The organism is Ewingella americana, from assembly GCF_006438725.1.
Lineage (GTDB): Bacteria > Pseudomonadota > Gammaproteobacteria > Enterobacterales > Enterobacteriaceae > Ewingella > Ewingella americana_A.
The window spans coordinates 1-21,877 of sequence record NZ_RCZD01000011.1 but is presented as its reverse complement, the minus strand read 5'-3'; the positions used below and the strand labels follow the sequence as shown (position 1 = coordinate 21,877).

Here is a 21,877-nt window from a genome sequence, read left to right as displayed (position 1 = left end):
TTTGCGATTGATGAGCTGAGCTCATCACCCCTTGCCTTAAGGGGGTGGGAAACGTCCCGCTTGGGTTTGAACATTCACAAGAGATCCTCTGCCGCAATGTCCCTGCCCGATGGCGGTGGCGATCTCACCGGAAAGACGACGCAGCAACGCCTGCTGCGTAGCAATCAGATCCGGATATCCCCCGGCTGATGCCTGCACAGCGCGGGTGTAACAGACTTGTTGCGGGCTGCCATCGGTGAAATTGAGTTGCCAGGTGACCGCAATCCTTGCTTTCTGGCCAAGCCAGCCATCGAATTGCTCAAACGTCGCGTTGATTTTAATCACCGGTTTACCTGCTGACAGGCGATAACTCACCACGTTGGTGGTATTCAGCTTGTGCTCCAGCTGGAAAATCAGCGCTGCCCGTAGCTCCTGATCCAGTGGCGATGCCCACAGGGCCTCTTCGGCAATGATCATTTCGCTTTCGCCGTGCCGCAGCATCAGCTGTGGCTGATTGAGTGGCCCGGGGATCGACACCGGTTGTACATCAATGACATAGGGTGCCTGCCCGGTGGGCGCAACCGCATCGTCACCGGCGGGAACCAGCGTGTAATAATGCACCGGTGATGAGGCGCAGCCACTTAACAACAGCGCGGCCAGACCGAGTTTTACTGCGGGGTGGCGTGGGCCGGTTCGGTTCATTGGGCCTCCTTAACGGGGATCTCGACGCGCTTTTGCCGCCCTGAAATCAGCGCACCCGGCTGACGGGTCAGCAGGCTGGATAGCGTGCGCACCGAGTAAAGCGTGCGCTGGAATTCGGCCAGCGTTTGAAACAGTTGTTGTTGGAACGGGGAGTCGGTGGCCATAAGATCCTGCGCAGAATTCAGTGTTCGGTTGAGCTGGTCCAGCGTTTGCGAGGCCTGGGGTAATAGCTGGCCGTTAACCTGCACTAAAGCCTGATTGAGGTTGCCCAGCGTGGTATTGAGATTATTGCCAATCGACTCGATAGGCATTTTTGACACTTTGCCAATCAGCGTTGCCATCTCTTCCTGCAAATGATCAAAGCCGCCGTTAATCGTGGGAATGTGTAGTGGGCTGGCGGTGAGGTCAAAAGGTACGGGCGGTGTATTAGGAATGAAGTCGAGAGAGACATACAGCTGGCCGGTCAGCAAATTCCCTGACCGCGCCTGTGCCCGCAGCCCGTTTTTGACCATATCGCGCAGCAGCAGTGCCGCCTGTTTCTGGGTGTCTTTTTCCGGTTTGGGCAGTTTATCCACCACCGTACCCAACCGGCTTGGGTAAACTTCAATGCCCACCACGGAGGTGAAATACCCCTTTTTCTCGTAATCAAGGCTAACCGACGTCACCTTGCCAATTTTTATGCTGGAGAATTCCACCGCCGCGCCCACTTTCATGCCGCGTAGTGACTGATCGAAACGCAGCTGGAAAAAGTTCGCCGGACCGTCAGGCGGTGCCATCGCCGCTGCCTGATCTTCAGCCAGGACAAACAGCGTGCGCGGTGCTTCAGCAGGCGTGACCGCAGGGGTATCCGGTGTGGCAAACGCGATACCCCCGGCAATCACGGATGCCATGGTTTGGGTTTTCAGCCGCAGACCATCGGCATCGAGCGAGACATCTACCCCGCTGGCATTCCAGAAACGGGTATTGGCGGTCACGAAACGGTCGTAAGGGGCATCGATAAAAATATTCAGGCTGACGCCTTTGCCGTCCGGGCGCAGCGCATACGATGCCACCCGGCCTACAGGGACCCGGCGGTAATAGACGGCGGAGCCGACATCCAGCGACCCGAGATCATCGGTCACCACGGCAAAGCGTGTACCGGGCTGGCCGTTAATCACCGCCGGGGGAGATTCCAGCCCCTGAAAATGCCGTGCCGGTTCGGTCGATATGCCAGTATCCATGCTGATATAAGCGCCCGACAGCAGCGTGTCGATGCCCGAAACGCCGCCCATGCCGACTCTCGGTCGCACCACCCAAAACCGGCTGTCGGTCCTGACCAGGCTCTCGGCATTTTTTGTCAGTGACACTGTCACGATAACGCGCTCATTATCCCCGCTTAAGGTGATATTTTTTACGGTGCCGACAGTGACATCTTTGTATTTAACGCTGGTTTTTCCTGCCTCAAGTCCGCTGGCGGCCTGAAAGGTAATGGCAATCTCCGGGCCAGTAACGCTCCAGATCTGCATCAGCAGAAAAAGCCCACTCAGCGCTGCCGCGACGGGGAGTAGCCAGAACACTGAGAGCCGGGGCGCAGGGGGGTTGACTTCAGGTGAGGGCGGCAGAAAGGTGTGGGGATCATTCATTATGGGTACCATCCCAGATTAACCGGGGATCAAATTTGAGAGCGGCGAGCAGGGTGATGAGCACCACCGCGCCGTAGAACAAAATACCGATGCGCGGCTCAGCGCGGCTCAGGCCGGGAATATTGATTAAGGCCGCCACCAGGGCCACCACGATCACATCCAATATCGACCAATAACCGATATGCTCCATCAGCCTGAAAAGACGGGTGCGTTCAGCCCTGTGGCGCGTTTGCTGGCGTTGTACGCTGATCAGCAACCCTCCCATCACCAAAAATTTTAGGCAGGGAACCAGAATGCTGGCGACGAAAATGATCAGCGCAATGCCCTGAGAACCGGCATTCCAGAAGGCGATAATGCCGCCCATAATGGTATTTTCGTGGCCGTTACTGGCGATGCTATTAAACATGACAGGCAGCAGATTGGCCGGAAGGTACAAAATCATGCTGGTGATCAGCAACGCCCAGCACTGGCTCAGGCTGTCGGGGTAGCGTGGATGTAGCACGGTCTGACAGCGGGGGCAGATCCCCGCATGATTAATGACCCTGATGTGTTCGCAGGCCAGCCCGCACAGCGGGCAGCGAACAATGGTGATGGTCAGCGCACGCGGTGAGTCAGTCATGAGTGCGTCCCCGGACGGTTTTCAGCGCCCAGAGGCGGTGATAATCCTGATGAATGATCACCGGCAACAGCAGGCTTAGGCCTGCCAGTGCCCAGGTACCAGGCCCGGTAGCCACTTGCACCATGCTCGACAGCTTGATGCCCGCGATCAGCACGCCGAGCAGCGCGACCTCCACCATGCTCCAGGGTGCCAGCCCTGCCAGTAAGCGCATGGCGGCAGAAAAACCCGGTGCGGTTTTCTGCGAGCAGGCATAAATCAGTACCCAACTGAGCAGCAAGATCTGTAATGCCGGGCAAACGATAATCAGCAGCGCAATGGGGATCACCAGCGGAGACGCATAACTGTGCGCCAGTGCCGCTGCGGTTTCCCATAACGTTGCTGCCTGATGTTGGCCGTGAAACTGAATCTCAATCACCGGAAACAGATTGGTGATAATAAATAGCAGCGCGGTAGTGACGGTCAGTGCCAGCCATTGTTGCAGATTCAGCCACGGACCGCGGCACAGTACCGTACAGCAGCGCGAGCAATAGGCCGCCTCACGGGGTTGCAGACGTTTTCGTGCATACAGGCTGTCGCAGTATTTGCACACCACAAACGTTGGGTAGATTTTCATGCTCGGTCCCGCCGTTATTGCAGCTGCTCTGCCAGCTGTTCTGCCCCGTTATCTAACCCGGCCTGTGCTGCACTGAGTGAACCCCAACTGGCGCTGATATTCATCGGGCTTGGATACTGTTTGCTGACATAGGTTTTGAGTAACTGGCGGGTCGAGGCGTCGTAAATTTCCACGGCGTAACTGACCGAGCCGGTAAAGGACCCCTTCTTGCCGCGTGCAGTTTGCACCAGGTTGTAAGGGCCACCCATCAAATCAAAACGTGAGAACGTGCCCAGCACCGGCGTGGTGGTTTCCGCCCCGGTGAGTGTCAGGTGGACCCGCAACGTGCCGGGGGCCGGGGTATCCGTTGTGCGGAAACGTTTGCTCAGCGCATCTTCAAATTTTTGCTGTAGTCCGTTGGCCAGAATGCGCTGGTCTGCCGGTGACACATCGTCAAACTGCGCATCATGCCCCTGATACACCACCACCGGATCCATCATCATCTGCGAGTATTTTTTCCAATCAGTGGGAACGGAATAGCTGTAAGGAATGTGTCCGGTTTCATCCTTGAGGTCGGGTTTCATGTGTGATGAAGAGGAAACCCCGGCGTAGGGCACAGGCTGGCTATCCGCACATCCTGCTAACACGGTGACAGAGAGCAAAGCCGCCAGAGAAAAACTTTTAGGGAGTGCTGACATGGGCAGAACCTTTTTTAATGGGCGAAGGGGAATCGGTGTCGGCTTTTTATAAACCGTACAGTACGGTACACTTATGCCCGGTTAGCTTTCACCTGTCAAATAGAAATGTACATGTCGGTACGGTTATGAAAGTGCAGTGTCTGCGAAGCCGCGTGAAATGAGCTGGCTTTACAACCACGGATCCCGACGTTAGAGTGAAGTAATGTGAAAACTGTACGGTACAGTTTTCGATAAGCGTTTGAGTTTGCGACAGTATCGCGTCTGTAGGCTCTTTTGAGGAGTGAAGTGACCATGAAGGTGAAAACAGAGGCTCGCCGGGAAGCGATCATCGATGCTGCTGCCAGTCTGTTCAAAGAAACGGGCTATGAGCGGGCCTCCATGAATGCGCTGTCCAAACGTCTTGGCGGCTCAAAAGCCACGCTTTACAGCTATTTTGCCTCGAAAGAGGATCTGCTGGTGGCGGTGGTTCAGGCTTATGCGACGGGTCATCTTTCGGAGGCCGTCAGTAAACTCTCCGCCAGCGGCCCAGACGTTGATCTGGCCACCATACTGACCCGTTTTGCCGAACGGATGTTACTGGTATTGACCAACGATGGCAGTGCGCTGGCGCTCTACCGGATGGTGATCGCCGAAGCGGGTCATTCAGATATTGGCATGTTGTTTTATGATTCTGGCCCCAGCGAGTCTATCGCGATGCTGGCGTCGTTTATGAGTATGGCGATGGAAAAAGGCCAGCTGGCGCACGCAGATGCGCACTTGCGGGCGTTACAGTTTTTAGCGTTAGTGACGGCTGAAACAGAAATACGTATTTACCAGCGCAACCCGGCCCCGCTCGATCTGGAGCAGATTCGTCATCTGGTCAAAAATGCGGTGGAGATGTTTCTCCACGGCGCGCGTTAGCTCATCCTGACGTTCACCTCTGCGTTATTTACCCGCAGGGGTCATCGCCCTCGGAGTCCCCTCCGCCCGCCAGGCAAACGTGGATGTTTGCCTGGATGGGAGAGTGCAGTGAGAATCACTGTTTTCCAGTTTAAGGATGAGGGACCGCTATCTCTGCGCTGATACGCAGGCCATCGGCATCGAACACCATGCATTGCGTGGCTTCAAATCCAGGCTGTAATTTCTGATAAGGCTGAAAATGAGCATCACCCGGCAATAACATTTTGAAACCATCATGACCGTGGCACTGGCCAAATAAATAGGTGCTGTTGCCCAGCCGTTCGACCACTTCGCATTGAAAATCCAGGCGCAGGGGCGAGTGGCTCAATGTTGAAAGATGCTCCGGGCGGATACCCAGCGTGATGTTTTCTCCGGGTTCCACCTGCCGGGTTTTGAGGGCGAGCGCCAGGGTTTGGCTGCCACCAAGGGAGACGGTCAGTAAATCGGCCGTCCAGCTGACTACGGTGACCGGCAGAAAATTCATTTTGGGGGAACCGATAAAGCCGGCCACGAAACGGTTTATCGGGTTGTAATACAGCGCCATGGGTGAACCGACCTGTTCGACTTTGCCGTAGTTCATCACTACGATTTTGTCGGCCAGCGTCATGGCTTCGACTTGATCATGGGTGACATACACCATGGTGGTCTTCAGCTCGTGATGCAATTTGGCAATGTGCAGGCGCATATCAACGCGCAGCTCGGCATCGAGGTTAGAGAGCGGTTCATCAAACATGAAAACCCTCGGATCCCGCACGATAGCGCGGCCGATCGCCGTGCGCTGACGCTGCCCGCCGGATAGCTCTTTGGGCTTTCTATCCAGTAAATGAGAAAGTTGCAGCGTTTTGGCCACCATTTCGACCTGATGCCGGACTTCGCTTTTCGGCATTCCGTTGACTTTCAGCCCGTACCCCATGTTTTCAGCGACGGTCATATGTGGATAAAGCGCATAGGACTGGAACACCATGGCGACACCCCGGTGCGCGGGCGCCACATCATTCACACGTTCTTCATCAATCAGAATATCCCCTTCTGTGACCTCTTCCAGCCCGGCAATCATACGTAATAAGGTCGATTTACCGCAGCCGGATGGCCCGACAAATACCGCGAACTCGCCATCATTTATCTCAAGGTTGATCCTGTTGAGTGTCACGTTTTGCCCAAAACGCTTGGTGACGTTCTTCAGTCTTATGCTGGCCATTAATGGTTCCTCAGAAAATTATCAGTGATTGGCCATATCAGTCGGTGTTTTCACGCGTTATTTGGTTTGTATGTAATACGTATAACAGTCGTGATGTAACCTAACGTGGTCAATGAAAAAGCCTGATGTGACTATAACTGCGCATGATTACTGGCTATATCATCGGTTTTCATTTCTGTAATCATGATCACAGAATAGCGATGTTCGTATAGTGTTATCAGTCACATGAAGGTAACGTGTAACAAAACAAGGTGAAGGCGGACTCTTCAGGCGACAGCTGTAAAAATAAGGATATTGACCCAGGTTTTTTTAAAAAATCCGATGGCGAAACCAAAAAATGTAATACCTTCACATGAGGCAGGAAATGAAAACCAATAAAATCACCGCTCTGGTATTGGTCGCACTGGCCGCCGGTCAATATTCTGGTTTTGCGTCCGCTGCGGCCAGTCAGCAGCTGACGGTCTGGGAAGACATTAAAAAATCCGACGGTATTAAGCAGGCTATCAGCGATTTTGAAAAGCAAAACAACGTGAAGATCACGGTGCAGGAGATGCCGTTTGCACAACAGATAGAAAAGCTGCGGCTGGACGGTCCGGCGGGCATTGGTCCTGACGTGTTGGTGATCCCCAATGATCAGCTGGGTGCTGCCGTGGTGCAGGGCCTGCTGGCACCGATGAAAGTGGACCAGGCGAAAATCGACGCGTTTACCAAGCCATCCATTCACGCTTTCACCATGAATAATGTGCTGTATGGCATGCCGAAAACCGTTGAAACGCTGGTCCTGATTTACAACAAAGATCTGCTGCCTAAACCGCTGGATACGCTTGACGCCTATTACGATTTCTCTAAAAAAATGCGGGCGGAGAATAAATACGGCCTGCTGGCAAAATTCGATCAGCTTTATTACAGCTGGGGCGTGATGGCCGCCATGGGCAGCTATATCTTCGGCAAAGAGGATAACGGGGCACTGAACACCCATGATATTGGGCTCGCCACCTCAGGCAGTATTGCAGCAGTGAATGAGTTGAAGAAGTTTTACCATGACGGCCTTTTCCCTGCGGGGATCATCGGTGACAGTGGTCTGAATGCAATTGACTCCCTGTTTACTGAGAAAAAAGTCGCGGCGGTGATCAACGGCCCTTGGGCGTTCAAACCTTATGCCGAGGCGGGCATCAATTATGGTGTTGCGCCACTGCCGAAACTGGCGAATGGCAAACCCATGAATTCGTTCCTCGGGGTGAAAGGCTACGTGCTGTCGACCTGGAGCAAAGATAAGGTGCTGGCGCAGAAATTCATTGAATTCATTAACCAGCCGGAGTACGTCAAAATCCGTTACCAGGTCACCAATGAAATCCCGCCGCTGGTGGCGATGATTAATGATCCCCTGATTAAGAATGACGAGAAGGCCAGCGCCGTTGCGGTTCAGGCCAGCCTCGCCACCGCTATGCCGGGCGTGCCTGAAATGCAGGAAGTCTGGGGTCCGGCTAATGCCGCCCTTGAGCTGAGCATGACCGGTAAGCAACAACCTGATGTCGCGCTGAAAGAAGCGGTAAATCAGATCAAGATGCAAATCGAGGCGATGCAGGCCAGCAATCAGTAAAACCTGACTCATCTCATCTGAACGGGAGGCTTTCTCCCGTTAAAAGAAGGAATACTCTGTGATTATCACCCCCAGTGAGAATTTTGCCGCCGACAAGGTGAGCCGCCGCCACGCAATGGCTGGGCTGTTGCTGGCGCTGATACCCGGCTTCGGCCAGTTCTATCACCGGCAATGGGCTAAAGGCCTTATTTTCCTGATGTTACTCTGCAGCTTTATCGGGATTTTCCACGATTTCCTGGCCGAAGGGATGTGGGGCTTATACACCCTTGGTGAGGAAGTGCCGCGCGATAACTCGATCTTCCTGCTGGCCGAAGGGATAATCAGTCTGTTAGTGATCGCTTTCGGACTGGGGGTTTACGGTTTATCACTGTATGACGCATGGATAAACGGCAAAAAGCGGGATGAGGGCAGGCCGCTAAACAGCGTGCGGCGGCAGTACCAAATGCTGCTGAGTGAGGGGTTTCCGTATCTGATGATCACCCCTGGTTTTATCCTGCTGGTGTTCGTGGTGATATTCCCGATCCTGTTTGGTTTTTCGATTGCCTTCACCAACTACAACTTGTACCACACGCCGCCAGCCAAGCTGGTGGATTGGGTCGGTTTTAAAAACTTCGTCAATATTTTCACTTTGTCGATCTGGCGCTCCACCTTCTTTGATGTGCTGCAATGGACGGTGATCTGGACGCTGCTGGCGACCACGCTGCAATGCTCGGTCGGTGTGATGTTGGCCATCCTGGTTAATCAGAAGGATTTACGTTTCAAGGCGCTGATCCGCACGATTTTTATTCTGCCGTGGGCGGTGCCCGGCTTTGTCACCATTCTGGTGTTCGCCGGGATGTTTAATGATTCCTTTGGGGTGATCAATAACTCGATTCTGGCGTTTTTCGGCATTGCGCCAAAGGCATGGCTGACCGATCCGTTCTGGACCAAAACTGCGCTGATTCTGATGCAAACCTGGCTGGGTTTTCCGTTTGTTTTTGCCATGACCACGGGCGTGTTGCAGGCCATTCCTGATGATTTATACGAGGCCGCCACCATGGATGGTGCCAGTAGCATGACCAAGCTGCGTACTATTACGTTGCCGCTGGTGCTCTATTCCATCGCGCCCATCATCATCACGCAGTACACCTTCAACTTTAATAATTTCAACATCATCTATCTGTTCAACAATGGCGGGCCCGCGGTGGCGGGATCGAACGCGGGGGGGACCGATATTTTGGTGTCCTGGATTTATAAACTGACGATGTCTTCTTCGCAGTACGCCATTGCCGCCACCATCACTATTTTGCTGTCAATTTTTGTGGTGGGTATCGCGCTGTGGCAGTTCCGCGCCACGAAGTCATTCAAAAATGATGAGATGGCTTAAGGAGATAACGATGGCAAGGTCAAAAAGTATTAAGAAAGAGAAATGGGTGCGGTTATCGCTCTCCTGGCTGGTGATCCTCGCCGTCTCGGCGATCATTATCTACCCGCTGGTGTGGACCCTGGGCGCGTCGCTCAATGCCGGTAACAGCCTGCTCAGCAGTTCGATCATTCCTGAAAACCTCTCATTTCAACACTACGCAGATTTGTTCAATGGGCAGGTCAATTACATGACGTGGTACTGGAATTCGATGAAAATCAGTTTCATGACCATGATCCTGACGTTGGTCAGCGTCAGTTTTACCGCGTATGCCTTTTCACGCTTTCGCTTCCGGGGGCGTCAGAACGGCCTGATGTTGTTTCTGTTATTGCAGATGATCCCGCAGTTTTCCGCGCTGATAGCGATTTTTGTGCTGTCGCAGTTGCTGGGATTGATTAACAGCCATCTGGCACTGGTGCTGATTTACGTGGGGGGAATGATCCCCATGAACACCTATTTGATGAAAGGCTATCTCGATGCTATCCCGAAGGATCTCGACGAGTCAGCCCGCATGGATGGCGCCAGTAACTTCCGAATTTTTATCGAGATCATCATGCCACTCTCCAAGCCGATCCTGGCCGTGGTTGCGCTGTTCTCCTTCACCGGGCCGCTGGGGGATTTTATCCTTTCCAGCACCATTTTACGCACCCCGGACCAGTACACCTTGCCGATTGGGCTGTACAACCTGGTGTCCCAGAAGATGGGGGCCAGTTACACCCTCTATGCGGCGGGCGCGGTACTGATCGCCGTACCGGTGGCGATTTTATATCTGGCCTTGCAGAAGTATTTTGTCTCCGGCCTGACCTCTGGCAGCACGAAAGGATAATGTGATGAACGTGTTTAAACCTACATTTTTGAGCCTCAGTCTGGCTATGGGCTTGGGCTGCTCCCTGGCGATGGCGGAGTCTGTCGTACTGAAACCGCGGGTCAATCAGCCCGCCGATTTTATCAAAGGGGTGGATATTTCCACGCTGGCAGATGTCGAAAAACACGGCGGCGTGTTTTATGACGAGCACAATGTCAGGCAGGACCCACTGGTGATCCTCAAGCATGATGGGGTCAACTATGTGCGCCTGCGTCTATGGGTGGACCCGAAAGACAGCGCGGGCAATCCTTATGGTGCCGGAAATAACGATCTCGTGACCACCCTGGCCCTCGCGAAGCGGGTGAAAGCGCAGGGGATGAAGCTGTTACTTGACTTCCATTACAGTGATTTTTGGACCGATCCGGGTAAACAATTTAAGCCTAAAGCCTGGGAAAAGATGAGCAATGACCAGCTGAAGCAGGCTATCCACGACTATACCCGTGACACCATCGCCACGTTCAAGCAGCAGGGCGTATTGCCGGATATGGTGCAAATCGGCAATGAAATTAACGGCGGGATATTGTGGCCTGAAGGTAAAAGCTGGGGGCAGGGCGGCGGCGAATTTGATCGTCTGGCGGGGTTACTGAATGCCGCCATTTCTGGTCTGAGGGAAAATCTTGATTCGCCGTCACAGGTCAAAATCATGCTACATCTGGCTGAAGGCACTAAAAATGACACCTTCCGCTGGTGGTTTGATGAAATAACCAAACGCAACGTCCCGTTCGATATTATTGGCCTGTCAATGTACACCTATTGGGATGGCCCGATTTCTGCGCTGCAAACCAATATGGACGACATCAGCAAGCGTTATAATAAAGACGTGATTGTGGTGGAGGCCGCCTATGGTTATTCACTTGATAATTGCGATGATCTTGAAAATAGTTTCTCTGCAAAAGAAGAAAAGGCTGGCGGGTATCCGGGGTCAGTGCAAGGGCAGGCTGATTATATTCATGATTTAATGCAAAGTATTATAAATGTGCCGGGCAAACGCGGTAAGGGCCTGTTTTATTGGGAGCCGACATGGATTGCCGTAACAGGTGCAGGTTGGGCTACCCCCGCGGGTATGAAATATATTGGAGAATCGGGTAAGCAAGGGAATGCCCGCGAAAACCAGGCGTTATTTGATTGTAAGGGTAAAGCACTCCCTTCCCTCAAAGTATTTAAATAATCCCTGCAATAAGCCACACATGATTTCTGTCGTAAATTTTTAAGGAATTATTAATGAATAAATTTCCTCCTTTGAGTGCAAAGGTTCATGGCCTATTGCATGGAGCAGACTATAACCCGGAACAATGGATTAATGATCCCGGTGTGATTGAACAAGATATTCCGATGATGAAACAGGCCCACTGTAATGTCATGTCGGTGGGCATTTTTAGCTGGGCGATGCTCGAGCCGGAAGAAGGGAAATATCAATTTCACTGGCTGGATGATGTGCTTGACCGCTTGTATGCGCAGGGCATCCACGTTTTTCTGGCCACACCCAGCGGTGCGCGGCCTGCCTGGATGTCGCAACGCTACCCTGAAGTGCTGCGTGTCGGCCGTGACAGGGTGAAAGCGCTGCACGGCGGGCGGCACAATCACTGCCTCTCTTCGCCGGTTTATCGCATGAAAGTGAAGGCCATCAACCAACAGCTGGCGCAGCGTTACAGCCATCATCCGGCCGTAATAGGCTGGCATATCTCCAATGAATACAGCGGGGATTGCCATTGTGACCCGTGTCAGGCGCAATTTAGGCACTGGATAAAACAGCGTTACCAGACATTGGATCAGCTCAATGCCGCCTGGTGGAGTACCTTCTGGAGCCATACCTACACCGACTGGTCGCAGATTGAATCCCCTGCGCCGCAGGGCGAAGTCTCCATTCATGGTTTAAATCTGGACTGGCGGCGGTTTTGTACTGCGCAGGCTACGGATTTTTGTGCGCAGGAAATGGCTCCGCTGAAGGCGGCTAACCCTGAACTTCCCGCCACCACCAATTTCATGGAGTACTTCTACGACTACGATTACTGGCAGATGGCCCAGGTGATTGATTTTATCTCCTGGGACAGCTACCCGATGTGGCACAACGCTCAGGATGAAACCGAGCTGGCGTGCTATACCGCGATGTACCATGACCTGATGCGCACCCTAAAGCAGGGCAAACCCTTTGTGCTTATGGAATCCACCCCGAGCGTCACCAACTGGCAACCGACCAGTAAACTGAAAAAACCGGGTATGCATATTCTGTCATCGCTACAGGCGGTGGCCCATGGCGCGGATGCCGTTCAATATTTCCAGTGGCGAAAAAGCCGTGGCTCAGTAGAGAAGTTCCACGGTGCGGTGATTGACCACTCCGGCCGGCTGGATACCCGCGTCGGGAAAGAGGTCAGCGAACTGGGGAGGATGCTGGCTGCGATGGCGCCGCTGGCTGGTAGCCGGGTCGAGGCGCAGGTCGCCATTATTTTCGATTGGGAAAGCCGCTGGGCGATGGACGATGCACAGGGGCCAAGAAACAGCGGCCTGCATTACGAAAAAACCGTCGCCGAACACTACCGTCCGTTCTGGGAGCAAGGGATCGCGGTGGATATCATCAATGCTGACTGTGATTTCAGCGGCTACAAACTGGTGATTGCGCCAATGCTTTACATGGTTCGCGAAGGTTTTGCGGCAAAAGCGGAGGCGTTTGTCCGGCAGGGCGGTCAGTTTGTCGCAACCTACTGGAGCGGTGTGGTGAATGAAAGCGACCTCTGTCATCTCGGGGGATTCCCCGGGCCGTTACGGCCGCTGATGGGCATCTGGGCTGAAGAAATTGATTGCCTGACTGATAATGAAAACAACCGCATACACGGGTTACCGGGTAATACACTGGGATTACAGGGCACATATCAGGTCCGCCATCTCTGCGAATTGATCAATCTTGAAGGTGCCACGGCGCTGGCGGTCTACGGTGATGATTTCTATGCAGGACGCCCGGCGGTGACGGTCAATGCGTTCGGTGAGGGCAAAGCGTGGTATGTCGCTTCACGCAACGATGCGGCCTTCCAGCGCGACTTCTTCCAGCGTCTTGCGGCTGATCTGTCCTTGCCGCCCGCCATAGCGACGGATTTCCCGGCCGGTGTTACCGCACACCGGCGCACTGACGGTGAAAACGAGTTCATTGTGGTGCAGAACTACAGTGCGAAAACGCAAACGCTCGCCCTCCCGGCGCGCTATGAGGATATGATCGAGGGTGGCGAACTCAGTGGGAACCTGACGCTGCCGCCCTGGGGTTGCCGGGTGCTCTCCCGCCGACTGGCATAATTCATCTCTCACATACCTGTTCAGTTGAACGGGTATTTTTTTATACCCTGTATCTTGCTCCCACTCACTTGAATTATTTACGTGCATAAGGAATTCATTATGGTCAGTTTAAAATCGTTTATTCATTATTTTACTCATCCTCAAAAACCGCCGAAAGAGCATAATATTGATAGCGACTATTTAGCTTTGCTCATGGCATGCTTTGGCGGAAGGGAAAATATTATTCATATGGATGCCTGTATTACGCGCTTGCGTGTGACGGTCAAAAACCTCGCCGATGTAGATTCCGAGGGTTTACAAAAGGCAGGGGCGCTGGGTGTAATTATTATTGGTCAGGAGGTGCATGCTATATTTGGTAAACAGTCAGACAACTTGCGGAAATTACTTGAAGCGCGTTTTTCTGTCAGCAAACCGTAATAAAAAATGGACAACCCCCGGCAGGGGGTTATCCATTGATGACAATAGCCGGAGGGCGTTATTAATTATGATGAAAAATTAATAACCTTCGTCAATCAAAAACAGCAGCGACACGAGTCAGTCAAGACCAGATAATAACCATGAGCAGAGGTATTTACTTATAAATAATAAACAGATGCTTTAATGCCATTACCTGATGGTTACCACCAGGCTTCGACCTGAACACCAAAGTTCCAGGTGTTATTGGCCGTGCCGTCCTGGAATGATTTACCGTTTTCAGCGTCATTCAGATAAGAAGCAAACACACGCAATTCCGGGCGGGACATGAAGGCCGGGCCATCCGCCAGACCTAACGCGATGGTGTACTTCTCGCCGCCTTGCTTGTAGTGGCTGCCATCGTGGTTGTCATCTTTTTGGTAGAACCCGCCGACCTCACCAATACCGCGAACATATTGGGTAAATTGATACTGTGCGCGACCCACCAGGGATACCAGACGGCTTTTGTCGATGTATTGGCTGATATTGTCTGCTGAACCCCAGGTCAGTACGTGGTTAAGCGAGAACTTTTCAGTGATGGGAATCAAACCAGTGTTGATAACGCGGTAACCGGTGGCGTCTTCGGTATTGTTCCAAACGTCATACCAGCCTCCGCCCTGAGAGATCATGTTCTGCGCCAATCCTTTGGTGGCGTACTGGAACACCGTCTTGTTGTAACCACTCAGCATGTCTTGACTGATCTCACCGGTCAGCATGACGCCGTTTTCGGCATCGTACAGCCCGCCGTACTCTTTTTGTTTATTGGTTGGGTTAGGCATGGCGTAATCCACGCCAAATTCAGTCCAGGCACCTGTCCAGGGCTTCCAACCGGCATAGCGGACATCAAGGTAATTGATGTTCAGATCGTTATCGTTGTCCACCCGGTAGTCGACGTCGTTACCGTCTCCGCGGATCCAGGCGACAGATACCGCGCCGGGACCGAAGGTGACATTTTCAATGCCCGCGCCCGCACCGGAAATATTCCAGTATTTTGTGTCGATGATGTGCAGGTCATGCCGCTGGTAGTAACGCTTCCCGCCCCAAATGACCGCGTTCGGATCCCCAGGTACCAACCCTTTAATTTGCAGGTTAAGCTGGCGCAAACCGAACTCAGCGTCATCATTGAGGGTAGATTCATTGTCATTAGAACCATCCGACACCATGCTCACCATGCTGTCTACGTAAAAACTCACGTCGTCCTTTTTATACACTTCACTGCCTAGTTCAATCTCACCGTAGGTGTCGGACTCGTTCCCCAAACGCCCCACTTTGTTCTTTTGATACTGCTCTAATCCGCCATCACGAGATACACCAAGGCCAGAGCGTAAATAGCCATGGAAATCAACGGCACTGAGATCAGCCGCGTACAGGGAGGGAGAGGTAATGGCCATTGCTAATGCAACGGTTTGCAGCTTAGTCTTCATGTATGCCCCATATTTTATTTGTAATACGTTCACATAAGGAGGCTGTAAGATGACAAAATGTGACAAACAAACAATTTGTTTATCGAGTTATTGTGAGTTAGTGCAAATAAAACAAGGGGATTTATAATTTTTAGTGAGGGGGATCACTGCATGGAATAATGTGAACGAATGACTTTTGTGTTATTTGCCATGTGTGTGATGAGGGAACTATGTTGACTGAAAGGTGCCTGTTACAATTGCAGCAGGATTAAACGCAGAGAATTTGAGATGAAATCGAAGAACACCACATTAGAGGATGTTGCACGCCATGCCGGGGTGTCTTACCAGACAGTTTCTCGTGTACTCAACAAGTCTGAAAGCGTATCTGAAACCACACGCCGCAAGGTGCAACAGTCCATCGAGTTGCTCAGATATGTGCCCAACCGACTGGCCCAGCAGTTAGTCGGTAAGGAGAGTAAAACGCTGGGGCTGGTCACTATTTCACTGGCTCTCCACGCCCCGTCTCAAGTGGCTGCGGCGGTAAAAAGTTATGCCAATGCCGAAGATTACCAGGTACTGATCTCCATGATTGATGAGAACGTCAATCATGCCGTACAGGATTCTATCAATGAGCTGAAGTCGCAGCGGGTAGAAAAGGTCATCATCAACGTTCCGCTGGAAACCGCTGCCGCAGAAAAAATCGCCGAAGATAACAATGACATTACCTGTCTTTTCCTCGATGTTGACCCTTACAGTTCGGTCTTCAATGTCTCGTTCAATCCGGCAGATGGCACCCGTGCCAGCGTTAAATATCTGTATGAACTCGGCCACCGTGACATTGCTTTGCTGGCGGGCCCCAAGCGTTCAATTTCTGCCAATTTACGGTTGAAAAGCTGGCTGGATGCACTCAGTGATTACGGCCTTAGCCCGGTCAACATGCTGCACGGTGAGTGGGATGCGAAGAGCGGCTATGCGGGCGCGTTGCAGATGTTGCGGGAAACGCCCAATTTCTCTGCGCTGCTAGTGGGAAATGACCAAATGGCGCTCGGAGTCTTGAGTGCTTTCCATCAAAATCAGCTCACCGTGCCGGGACAAAAATCCATCATTGGCTACGATGATACCTATGAAAGTGCTTTTTTTTCCCCGGCATTGACTACGGTTTCTTTGGATCTGGATTTGCAGGGTAAAGAGGCCGTCAGGCGAGTGCTGAGCGCCAGTGAGAATGAGATGCAGCGTTCATCATCGATACTGCCTGCCAGGCTGGTTATCCGCCATTCAACGGGTCCGAAAATCCATGAAGAAAAAGATTTACACAGCATCGCCGAGGCGTTGCGACAGATAGCCCAGCGGTTGGAGTGTTGAGAACATCGTGAGCATTCGCGGGGAAATGTGCCGTAATGGGTTGTTGTCGCGGGATTAATTGCCTTGGGCGAGATGCTGAAAAAAAGCGAGTGTTGCCATAACAAATAATTATTATCCGTGGAGGGGGGGCATCAACGTCTTAAAGAATCTTACTGGACTACTGATAATAAAATCATGTTATTAAAAACAGTGTTGACACCTCGCTGAGAGTGAGTAGATTAGAACTCAGCACCGGCGCAAACGGCAGTAAGATGTTTTTTAACCCGGTGTTTTAAATAACTGTAAAGACAGTTATTAGTACAGCAGTCAATAAAGTGCGATGAAGGCCACGAAGTATTTTAGTATGGGAGAGTCGATGTTGAGTTTAATATCCAACTCATTCGACGGTGCTCTGAGGCCACGCAGTAAATCTCTGCAATCGCATGCTGGGAACGTAACGCGATGATGTAAGGCCTTGTTGTGAAGAGTAATGTTCGCGATTTTGGGTGTGTAAATTTGAAATCGAGAATGTCGCGACGAAAGTAAGGCAACGCATCAAAGAGTATATATCGCGAGGGTGATGTACATCACATAACCAAATGAGTATTGAAATGGTTAAGTGAGCTAAACAGGATTGTCATCTCATTCAATAATTTATCGGAGGACAAGACCAAACAGTGTTAGCAATATATCCTGTGATAAAAGTACATCTTTTGAAGAAATATTTAGTGTAGTGTTATGTTACTAAGTTGATTAATGTTAAATATTAAGTCTGTAGTACCTTAAAAGCCCTGGCAATCACGCCGGGGCTTTTATCATTAGGGCGTTGTCAGCTTACTTTCCGTCAACATCAATCAGAACTTTATCCCAAATCTAGCAGAGCGCTGAGCTGAGCAATTTGTTGTTGCCACTGGCGTTGCAATTCTGGCTTCTGGTGCCTGACTTTACGCGACAGATCTTCTTCCAGTTTACTTTCCAGCTCCAGCAGCGTCGCCAGCAGGCGTTCTTCCTCGGTTTCCGGCAATATCCTTGACCCTGTACTCTGTTTCGGCGCGGCCAATGTGGCGGGTACAGAAATATCAGCCAGAATGTCATACACCGGTGCCAGTGTGTGCCACTCCTTCAGCCGCTGTTTATCGATTAGCCAGAAGCGGTTGCAGCTCTGCTCAATCAGCGTGCGGTCATGGGAAACCAGTAACACCGCGCCGCTGAACGTTTTCAGTGTTTCCGCCAGCTCCTCTTTGCCTTCCATATCCAGGTGGTTGGTTGGCTCATCAAGCAGCAACAACGAATAGTTGGCCAGCGTCAGGCCAATAAACAGCAACCGTGACCGTTCACCGCCGCTCAGCGTGCTGACTTTTTGCTGATGGCGAACGTAAGGGAAACCGGCACCAATCAGTGCCATTTTACGCTGGTCTTCCGTCAGCGGTGCAAAAGGTGCGAGAGCTTCACTTAACGTATCTTCGTCGAGCAATTGATGCAGGCTCTGATCGTAATAACCCACACGCACTTTCGGATGGAACACCACGCCCGGCTCAGTACTTTCCGGCTGGCAGAACGCCCGCCATAAGCGGTGCAGAAGTGACGATTTACCGCAGCCGTTGCGACCAACCAGTGCAATACGATCGCCGCTTTTCACCCGCATCTCGTCCAGTTCAAACAGCACAGGCGCATCCGGCGCAGGCCGCACCTGCAATGCAGATAATGCCAGCACGCGGTCGGCCGGCAATGCTTCGCCATTCAGACGCAGCTTCCACAGATTCCCGGCCGTGATTTCAGTTTGGTCATCTTTCATCCGGTCGACCTGTTTCTCCATTTGCTTGGCCTTGCGCGCCAGTTTTTCGTTGTCGTACACGCTGCCCCAGATTGCCAGCCGTTTGGCGCTTTTCGCCACGCGGTCGATCTCTTTTTGCTCGGCTCTGCGACGCAGAGCATCGGCAGCGTCTTTGTCCTCCAGTGCCTGACGCGCCTGTGTGCAGGGCAGGCGGATAAATTGCAGCGTTTTATCGCGTAAAATCCAGGTGCTGTTGGTGACGTTGTCCAGCAGGCTGCGGTCATGGGAGACCAGCACAAAGCTGCCGCTCCAGTTTTTTAGAAACTGCTCCAGCCACAATAACGTTGGCAAGTCCAGATGGTTGCTGGGTTCGTCCAGCAGCAGTAAATCCGGCTGGCGGATCAGTGCGCGGGCCAGCAGTAGACGGGTGTGCTGCCCACCACTGAGTGTTCCGGCCGTCAGCGTCCAGGACGCTTCATCAAATCCCAGACTAACCAGCAGTACTTCCGCTTGCCAACGTTCGGGCTGATGCAGGCTGTCGGGCAGGTGGTTAAGCACCGCGTCGAGCAGCGCACAATCATGCAGTTCGTCAGGGAGGTGCTGTTCAACCCTTGCCATCAGGCACTGGTTTGACTGGGTGAGTGTGCCGGAAGTCGCGTCGAGATCGCCGCTGAGGATTTTCAGTAAAGTACTTTTACCGCAGCCGTTATGGCCGATAAGTCCGATGCGGTCGCCTTTTTTCAGGCCAAAGGAGATCCCAGCCAGCAGAGGGCCGAAGGTGTTATCAAAAGAAAGGGATTGTGCAGATAGTAAAGTCATAGTGCTTACTCAAGGTTTTTAGGCATAGCAATGCCTCTCGTCAATAAAGCCGACGATAACCGGTAAGCCGGAGGGAAGTTCTCAGATTGTCAGTTAGCTTCGCTCAAGCAGGTTATCGCAGCACGATACCGGTAACGCTTGAGCAGTGACGATCGCTAAGGACGAGTGAAGTTAAAAACAATTCACGGGTCAGCATGGCAATCCTCCTTAATATAACGTTGGTGAATGAATGGACTGATTATATTGGGGAATTAGGGTTTTCGCCAGCAGGATAAAAAAAGGGCCGGAGCGCTAATATTAAGCAGCTCCGGCCCGCAGACTGCCATGTGCTATCAGAGGCCGCGTTTTTCCATCAGCACGGCGAGATCAACCAGACGGTTGGAGAAGGCCCACTCGTTGTCATACCAGGCGAGGATCTTCACCAGATTGCCACCGATCACCAGCGTGGAGAGTCCGTCGATGATGGATGAACGCGGGTCGCCCCGGTAATCACTCGACACCAGCGGTTCATCGCTGTAGCCCAGAATATCTTTCAGCGGACCAGACTCTGCGGCTTTACGGAATGCGGCATTCACTTCTTCGACCGTGACATCACGTTTAAGCGTGACGGTAAGATCGACCACAGAAACTACCGGCACCGGCACACGCAGGGAGTAACCGGTCAGACGGCCGTCCAGTTCAGGGATAACTTTGCCGAGCGCTTTCGCCGCACCGCTGGAGTAGGGCACGATAGACAGCGCGGCGGCACGCGCCCCGCGTAGATCTTTCTCCGGCTGGTCGTGCAGTGCCTGACTGTTGGTGTAGGCATGTGTAGTGTTCATCAGGCCGTGTTCAATACCAAAACTCTGATGCAGAACCTGCGCCGCCGGGGCCAGCCCGTTGGTGGTGCAACTGCCGTTACTGACCACGGTATGTCTGGTGGGATCGTATTTCTCATGATTGACGCCCATGACAATGGTCAGGTCATCATCCTTGCCGGGTGCCGAGATAATCACACGTTTGGCGCCGCCCTGGGTGATGTGAACTTCGGCTTTGGCTTTCTCGGTGAAGAAACCCGTCGCTTCAATCACGACATCCACGCCCACGCTGCTCCAGGCAATCGCTGCCGGGTCGCGTTCGGAGAAAACGCGGATCGCTTTGCCATCAACCCATAGCTGGTTATCACCCGCTTCAACGCTGGCCTGCAATGTGCCGGAAAGTGAGTCGTATTTCAGGAGGTGGGCGAGGGTTTTACTGTCGGTAAGATCGTTGATGGCAACGACCTGAAAATCGTCGCGACCCAGCGCAGCGCGCAATACGTTACGACCAATTCTGCCGAATCCATTAATGCCTACTTTAACCATGATGTGCTCCTTAGTTATCTGCCTGACTTAAAAATAGACGGGCAGCCATTTGGCGTAAATGACAATAAAGAATCAATTTACGCCAATGAGCGGGAGCAGAAGCGTTCGCGGTATTCTGTGGGCGTGAGCTGAAGGTTTCTTTCGAATACCCGGCGCAGATTCAGGCTATTGCCAAAACCGGTGACGGCAGCGATCTGTTCGATTTTTTCTGAGCCCTGTTCCAGCCTCTGTCGGGCGCTATCCAGCCTCACTTCTTCTACATATTTTGCCGGGCTGGTACCGGTCTCGCGGGTGAAGACGCGGGTAAAGTTACGCGGGCTCATGGCAAGACGTTCGGCCAGTTTTTCAACCGAAAGGTCTGAGTCCAAATTTTCGATGATCCAGCTTTGCAGATCCCGCAGGGGACCGGGCGAGGGAGCCTGATTATGCAGAAAACGGCTGAACTGTGACTGCCCGCCAGGCCTGCGCAGAAACATCACCAGATCCTGTGCGACGTCGCGGGCGAGAGTAAAACCGTGGTCGTCTTCCACCAACGCCAGCGTGAGGTCAAAACCGGAACTGACGCCTGCCGAAGTCCAGACAGCACCGTCCTGAACATAGATCGGCCCCTTCTCGACGTTCACTTCAGGGAAACAGGTCTGAAGACTGTCGAGCATACGCCAGTGCGTGGTGGCACGTTTGCCGTCAAGCAGACCGGTCCGCGCCAGCAGCCAGGCGCCGCCGCAAATAGAGACCACGCGTCGTGCATGAGGTGCCGCGCGGCGGACCCATTCAACAACGGCATCGCCTTCCGCTTCAGTGGTTCCCCGTCCGGTGATCATGATGGTGTCACGGGTAACCTCAGGGTCAACATCCTGCAGTCTGTGATCCGCCAGCAGATTTAAGCCCGACAGTCCGTGGACGACGCGATGCGGTTGCGTGGTGGCAACGGTCACCTGATAAAGCGGCTTACCGGTACTCCCCATCCTCAGGCGGTTTGCCTGCATCAGAATGTCGGCGATACCTGCCGATTCAAACAGCATGCCACCTTCGGGGACGATAATTAGAAATGTTTGCATGTCCTTAAAATACAAAAATGACAAAATAAGTCAACAATCACTTCTGAGAAAGCTCTATTGCCTGAACACGATCACTGGAAAAAGATATCGCCAGATTCCGCTTTGAGGATTTTGCCATCAGTGTTGGTGATCAACGCATAGCTGCCGCCAATGTAGGTCCAGTGGCTGTCAGCGGATGGTGCAGGCAG

Annotated in this window: 19 protein-coding genes; 8 read left to right on the top strand and 11 right to left on the bottom strand. The window is 52.6% G+C overall.

Features of this window, described 5'->3' with window-relative positions; translation table 11 throughout:
- Positions 1–36 precede the first annotated feature (36 nt).
- From EAH77_RS18535 to EAH77_RS18515, 5 genes are read right to left on the bottom strand one after another with little or no spacing between them, the layout of a single operon-like run.
- Positions 37–681: a PqiC family protein gene (locus EAH77_RS18535; protein ID WP_140474304.1), complete on the bottom strand. Its 645-nt coding sequence runs from the start codon at positions 679–681 to the stop codon at positions 37–39.
- The gene (locus tag EAH77_RS18530; RefSeq protein WP_140474303.1) at positions 678–2,303 is read right to left on the bottom strand and encodes an intermembrane transport protein PqiB; all 1,626 of its coding nucleotides are present in this window, start codon (positions 2,301–2,303) and stop codon (positions 678–680) included. Before EAH77_RS18530 ends, EAH77_RS18535 begins: the two co-directional genes overlap by 4 nt.
- Complete coding sequence (locus EAH77_RS18525; RefSeq protein ID WP_140474302.1) at positions 2,296–2,922, bottom strand: paraquat-inducible protein A; 627 nt, start codon at positions 2,920–2,922, stop codon at positions 2,296–2,298. Before EAH77_RS18525 ends, EAH77_RS18530 begins: the two co-directional genes overlap by 8 nt.
- Positions 2,915–3,535: a paraquat-inducible protein A gene (locus EAH77_RS18520; RefSeq protein WP_140474301.1), complete on the bottom strand. Its 621-nt coding sequence runs from the start codon at positions 3,533–3,535 to the stop codon at positions 2,915–2,917. Before EAH77_RS18520 ends, EAH77_RS18525 begins: the two co-directional genes overlap by 8 nt.
- 14 nt (positions 3,536–3,549) lie before the next feature.
- Positions 3,550–4,212, bottom strand: a complete 663-nt coding sequence (locus EAH77_RS18515) for a DUF3313 domain-containing protein (RefSeq protein WP_140474300.1) — start codon at positions 4,210–4,212, stop codon at positions 3,550–3,552.
- Positions 4,213–4,503: 291 nt separating this feature from the next.
- Between EAH77_RS18515 and EAH77_RS18510 the strand changes: the two genes are divergently transcribed.
- Positions 4,504–5,112, top strand: a complete 609-nt coding sequence (locus EAH77_RS18510; protein ID WP_140474299.1) for a TetR/AcrR family transcriptional regulator — start codon at positions 4,504–4,506, stop codon at positions 5,110–5,112.
- A 130-nt stretch (positions 5,113–5,242) separates the two neighbouring features.
- On the opposite strand, the gene EAH77_RS18505 is transcribed toward EAH77_RS18510, so the two are convergent.
- Entirely contained in the window at positions 5,243–6,349 is a 1,107-nt protein-coding gene (locus EAH77_RS18505) for an ABC transporter ATP-binding protein (RefSeq protein ID WP_140474298.1), read from the bottom strand.
- Between the two features lie 364 nt (positions 6,350–6,713).
- Between EAH77_RS18505 and EAH77_RS18500 the strand changes: the two genes are divergently transcribed.
- From EAH77_RS18500 to EAH77_RS18475, 6 genes are all read left to right on the top strand, one after another.
- Entirely contained in the window at positions 6,714–7,949 is a 1,236-nt protein-coding gene (locus tag EAH77_RS18500) for an extracellular solute-binding protein (protein WP_140474297.1), read from the top strand.
- 58 nt (positions 7,950–8,007) lie between these two features.
- A complete protein-coding gene (locus EAH77_RS18495) occupies positions 8,008–9,315 on the top strand; it encodes a carbohydrate ABC transporter permease (protein WP_140474296.1) in 1,308 nt (435 codons plus the stop codon).
- A 10-nt stretch (positions 9,316–9,325) separates the two neighbouring features.
- Positions 9,326–10,177 (top strand): sugar ABC transporter permease, encoded by an 852-nt coding sequence (locus tag EAH77_RS18490; protein ID WP_140474295.1) that lies wholly within the window; start codon positions 9,326–9,328, stop codon positions 10,175–10,177.
- Between the two features lie 46 nt (positions 10,178–10,223).
- Positions 10,224–11,384 carry a glycoside hydrolase family 53 protein gene (locus tag EAH77_RS18485; protein WP_431306781.1) on the top strand — a complete coding sequence of 387 codons (1,161 nt, stop codon included), beginning with the start codon at positions 10,224–10,226 and terminating at the stop codon, positions 11,382–11,384.
- Between the two features lie 53 nt (positions 11,385–11,437).
- Positions 11,438–13,498, top strand: coding sequence for a beta-galactosidase (locus EAH77_RS18480; RefSeq protein WP_140474293.1), 2,061 nt, complete (start codon positions 11,438–11,440; stop codon positions 13,496–13,498).
- Positions 13,499–13,597: 99 nt separating this feature from the next.
- A complete protein-coding gene (locus EAH77_RS18475) occupies positions 13,598–13,915 on the top strand; it encodes a glucose PTS transporter subunit EIIB (protein WP_140474292.1) in 318 nt (105 codons plus the stop codon).
- Positions 13,916–14,115: 200 nt separating this feature from the next.
- On the opposite strand, the gene EAH77_RS18470 is transcribed toward EAH77_RS18475, so the two are convergent.
- Positions 14,116–15,375 carry a maltoporin gene (locus EAH77_RS18470; RefSeq protein WP_140474291.1) on the bottom strand — a complete coding sequence of 420 codons (1,260 nt, stop codon included), beginning with the start codon at positions 15,373–15,375 and terminating at the stop codon, positions 14,116–14,118.
- Between the two features lie 267 nt (positions 15,376–15,642).
- Between EAH77_RS18470 and EAH77_RS18465 the strand changes: the two genes are divergently transcribed.
- Positions 15,643–16,716 carry a LacI family DNA-binding transcriptional regulator gene (locus EAH77_RS18465; protein WP_140474290.1) on the top strand — a complete coding sequence of 358 codons (1,074 nt, stop codon included), beginning with the start codon at positions 15,643–15,645 and terminating at the stop codon, positions 16,714–16,716.
- Positions 16,717–17,557: 841 nt separating this feature from the next.
- Here EAH77_RS18465 and EAH77_RS18460 read toward each other — a convergent pair.
- From EAH77_RS18460 to EAH77_RS18445, 4 genes are all read right to left on the bottom strand, one after another.
- Positions 17,558–19,288 carry an ABC-F family ATP-binding cassette domain-containing protein gene (locus EAH77_RS18460; protein ID WP_140474289.1) on the bottom strand — a complete coding sequence of 577 codons (1,731 nt, stop codon included), beginning with the start codon at positions 19,286–19,288 and terminating at the stop codon, positions 17,558–17,560.
- Between the two features lie 332 nt (positions 19,289–19,620).
- A complete protein-coding gene (gap, locus tag EAH77_RS18455; RefSeq protein ID WP_140474288.1) occupies positions 19,621–20,631 on the bottom strand; it encodes a type I glyceraldehyde-3-phosphate dehydrogenase in 1,011 nt (336 codons plus the stop codon).
- A gap of 77 nt (positions 20,632–20,708) precedes the next feature.
- Positions 20,709–21,689, bottom strand: a complete 981-nt coding sequence (locus tag EAH77_RS18450) for a GlxA family transcriptional regulator (RefSeq protein WP_140474287.1) — start codon at positions 21,687–21,689, stop codon at positions 20,709–20,711.
- Between the two features lie 71 nt (positions 21,690–21,760).
- A partial coding sequence (locus tag EAH77_RS18445) for an RcnB family protein (RefSeq protein ID WP_140474286.1) occupies positions 21,761–21,877 on the bottom strand: 117 nt, incomplete at its 5' end.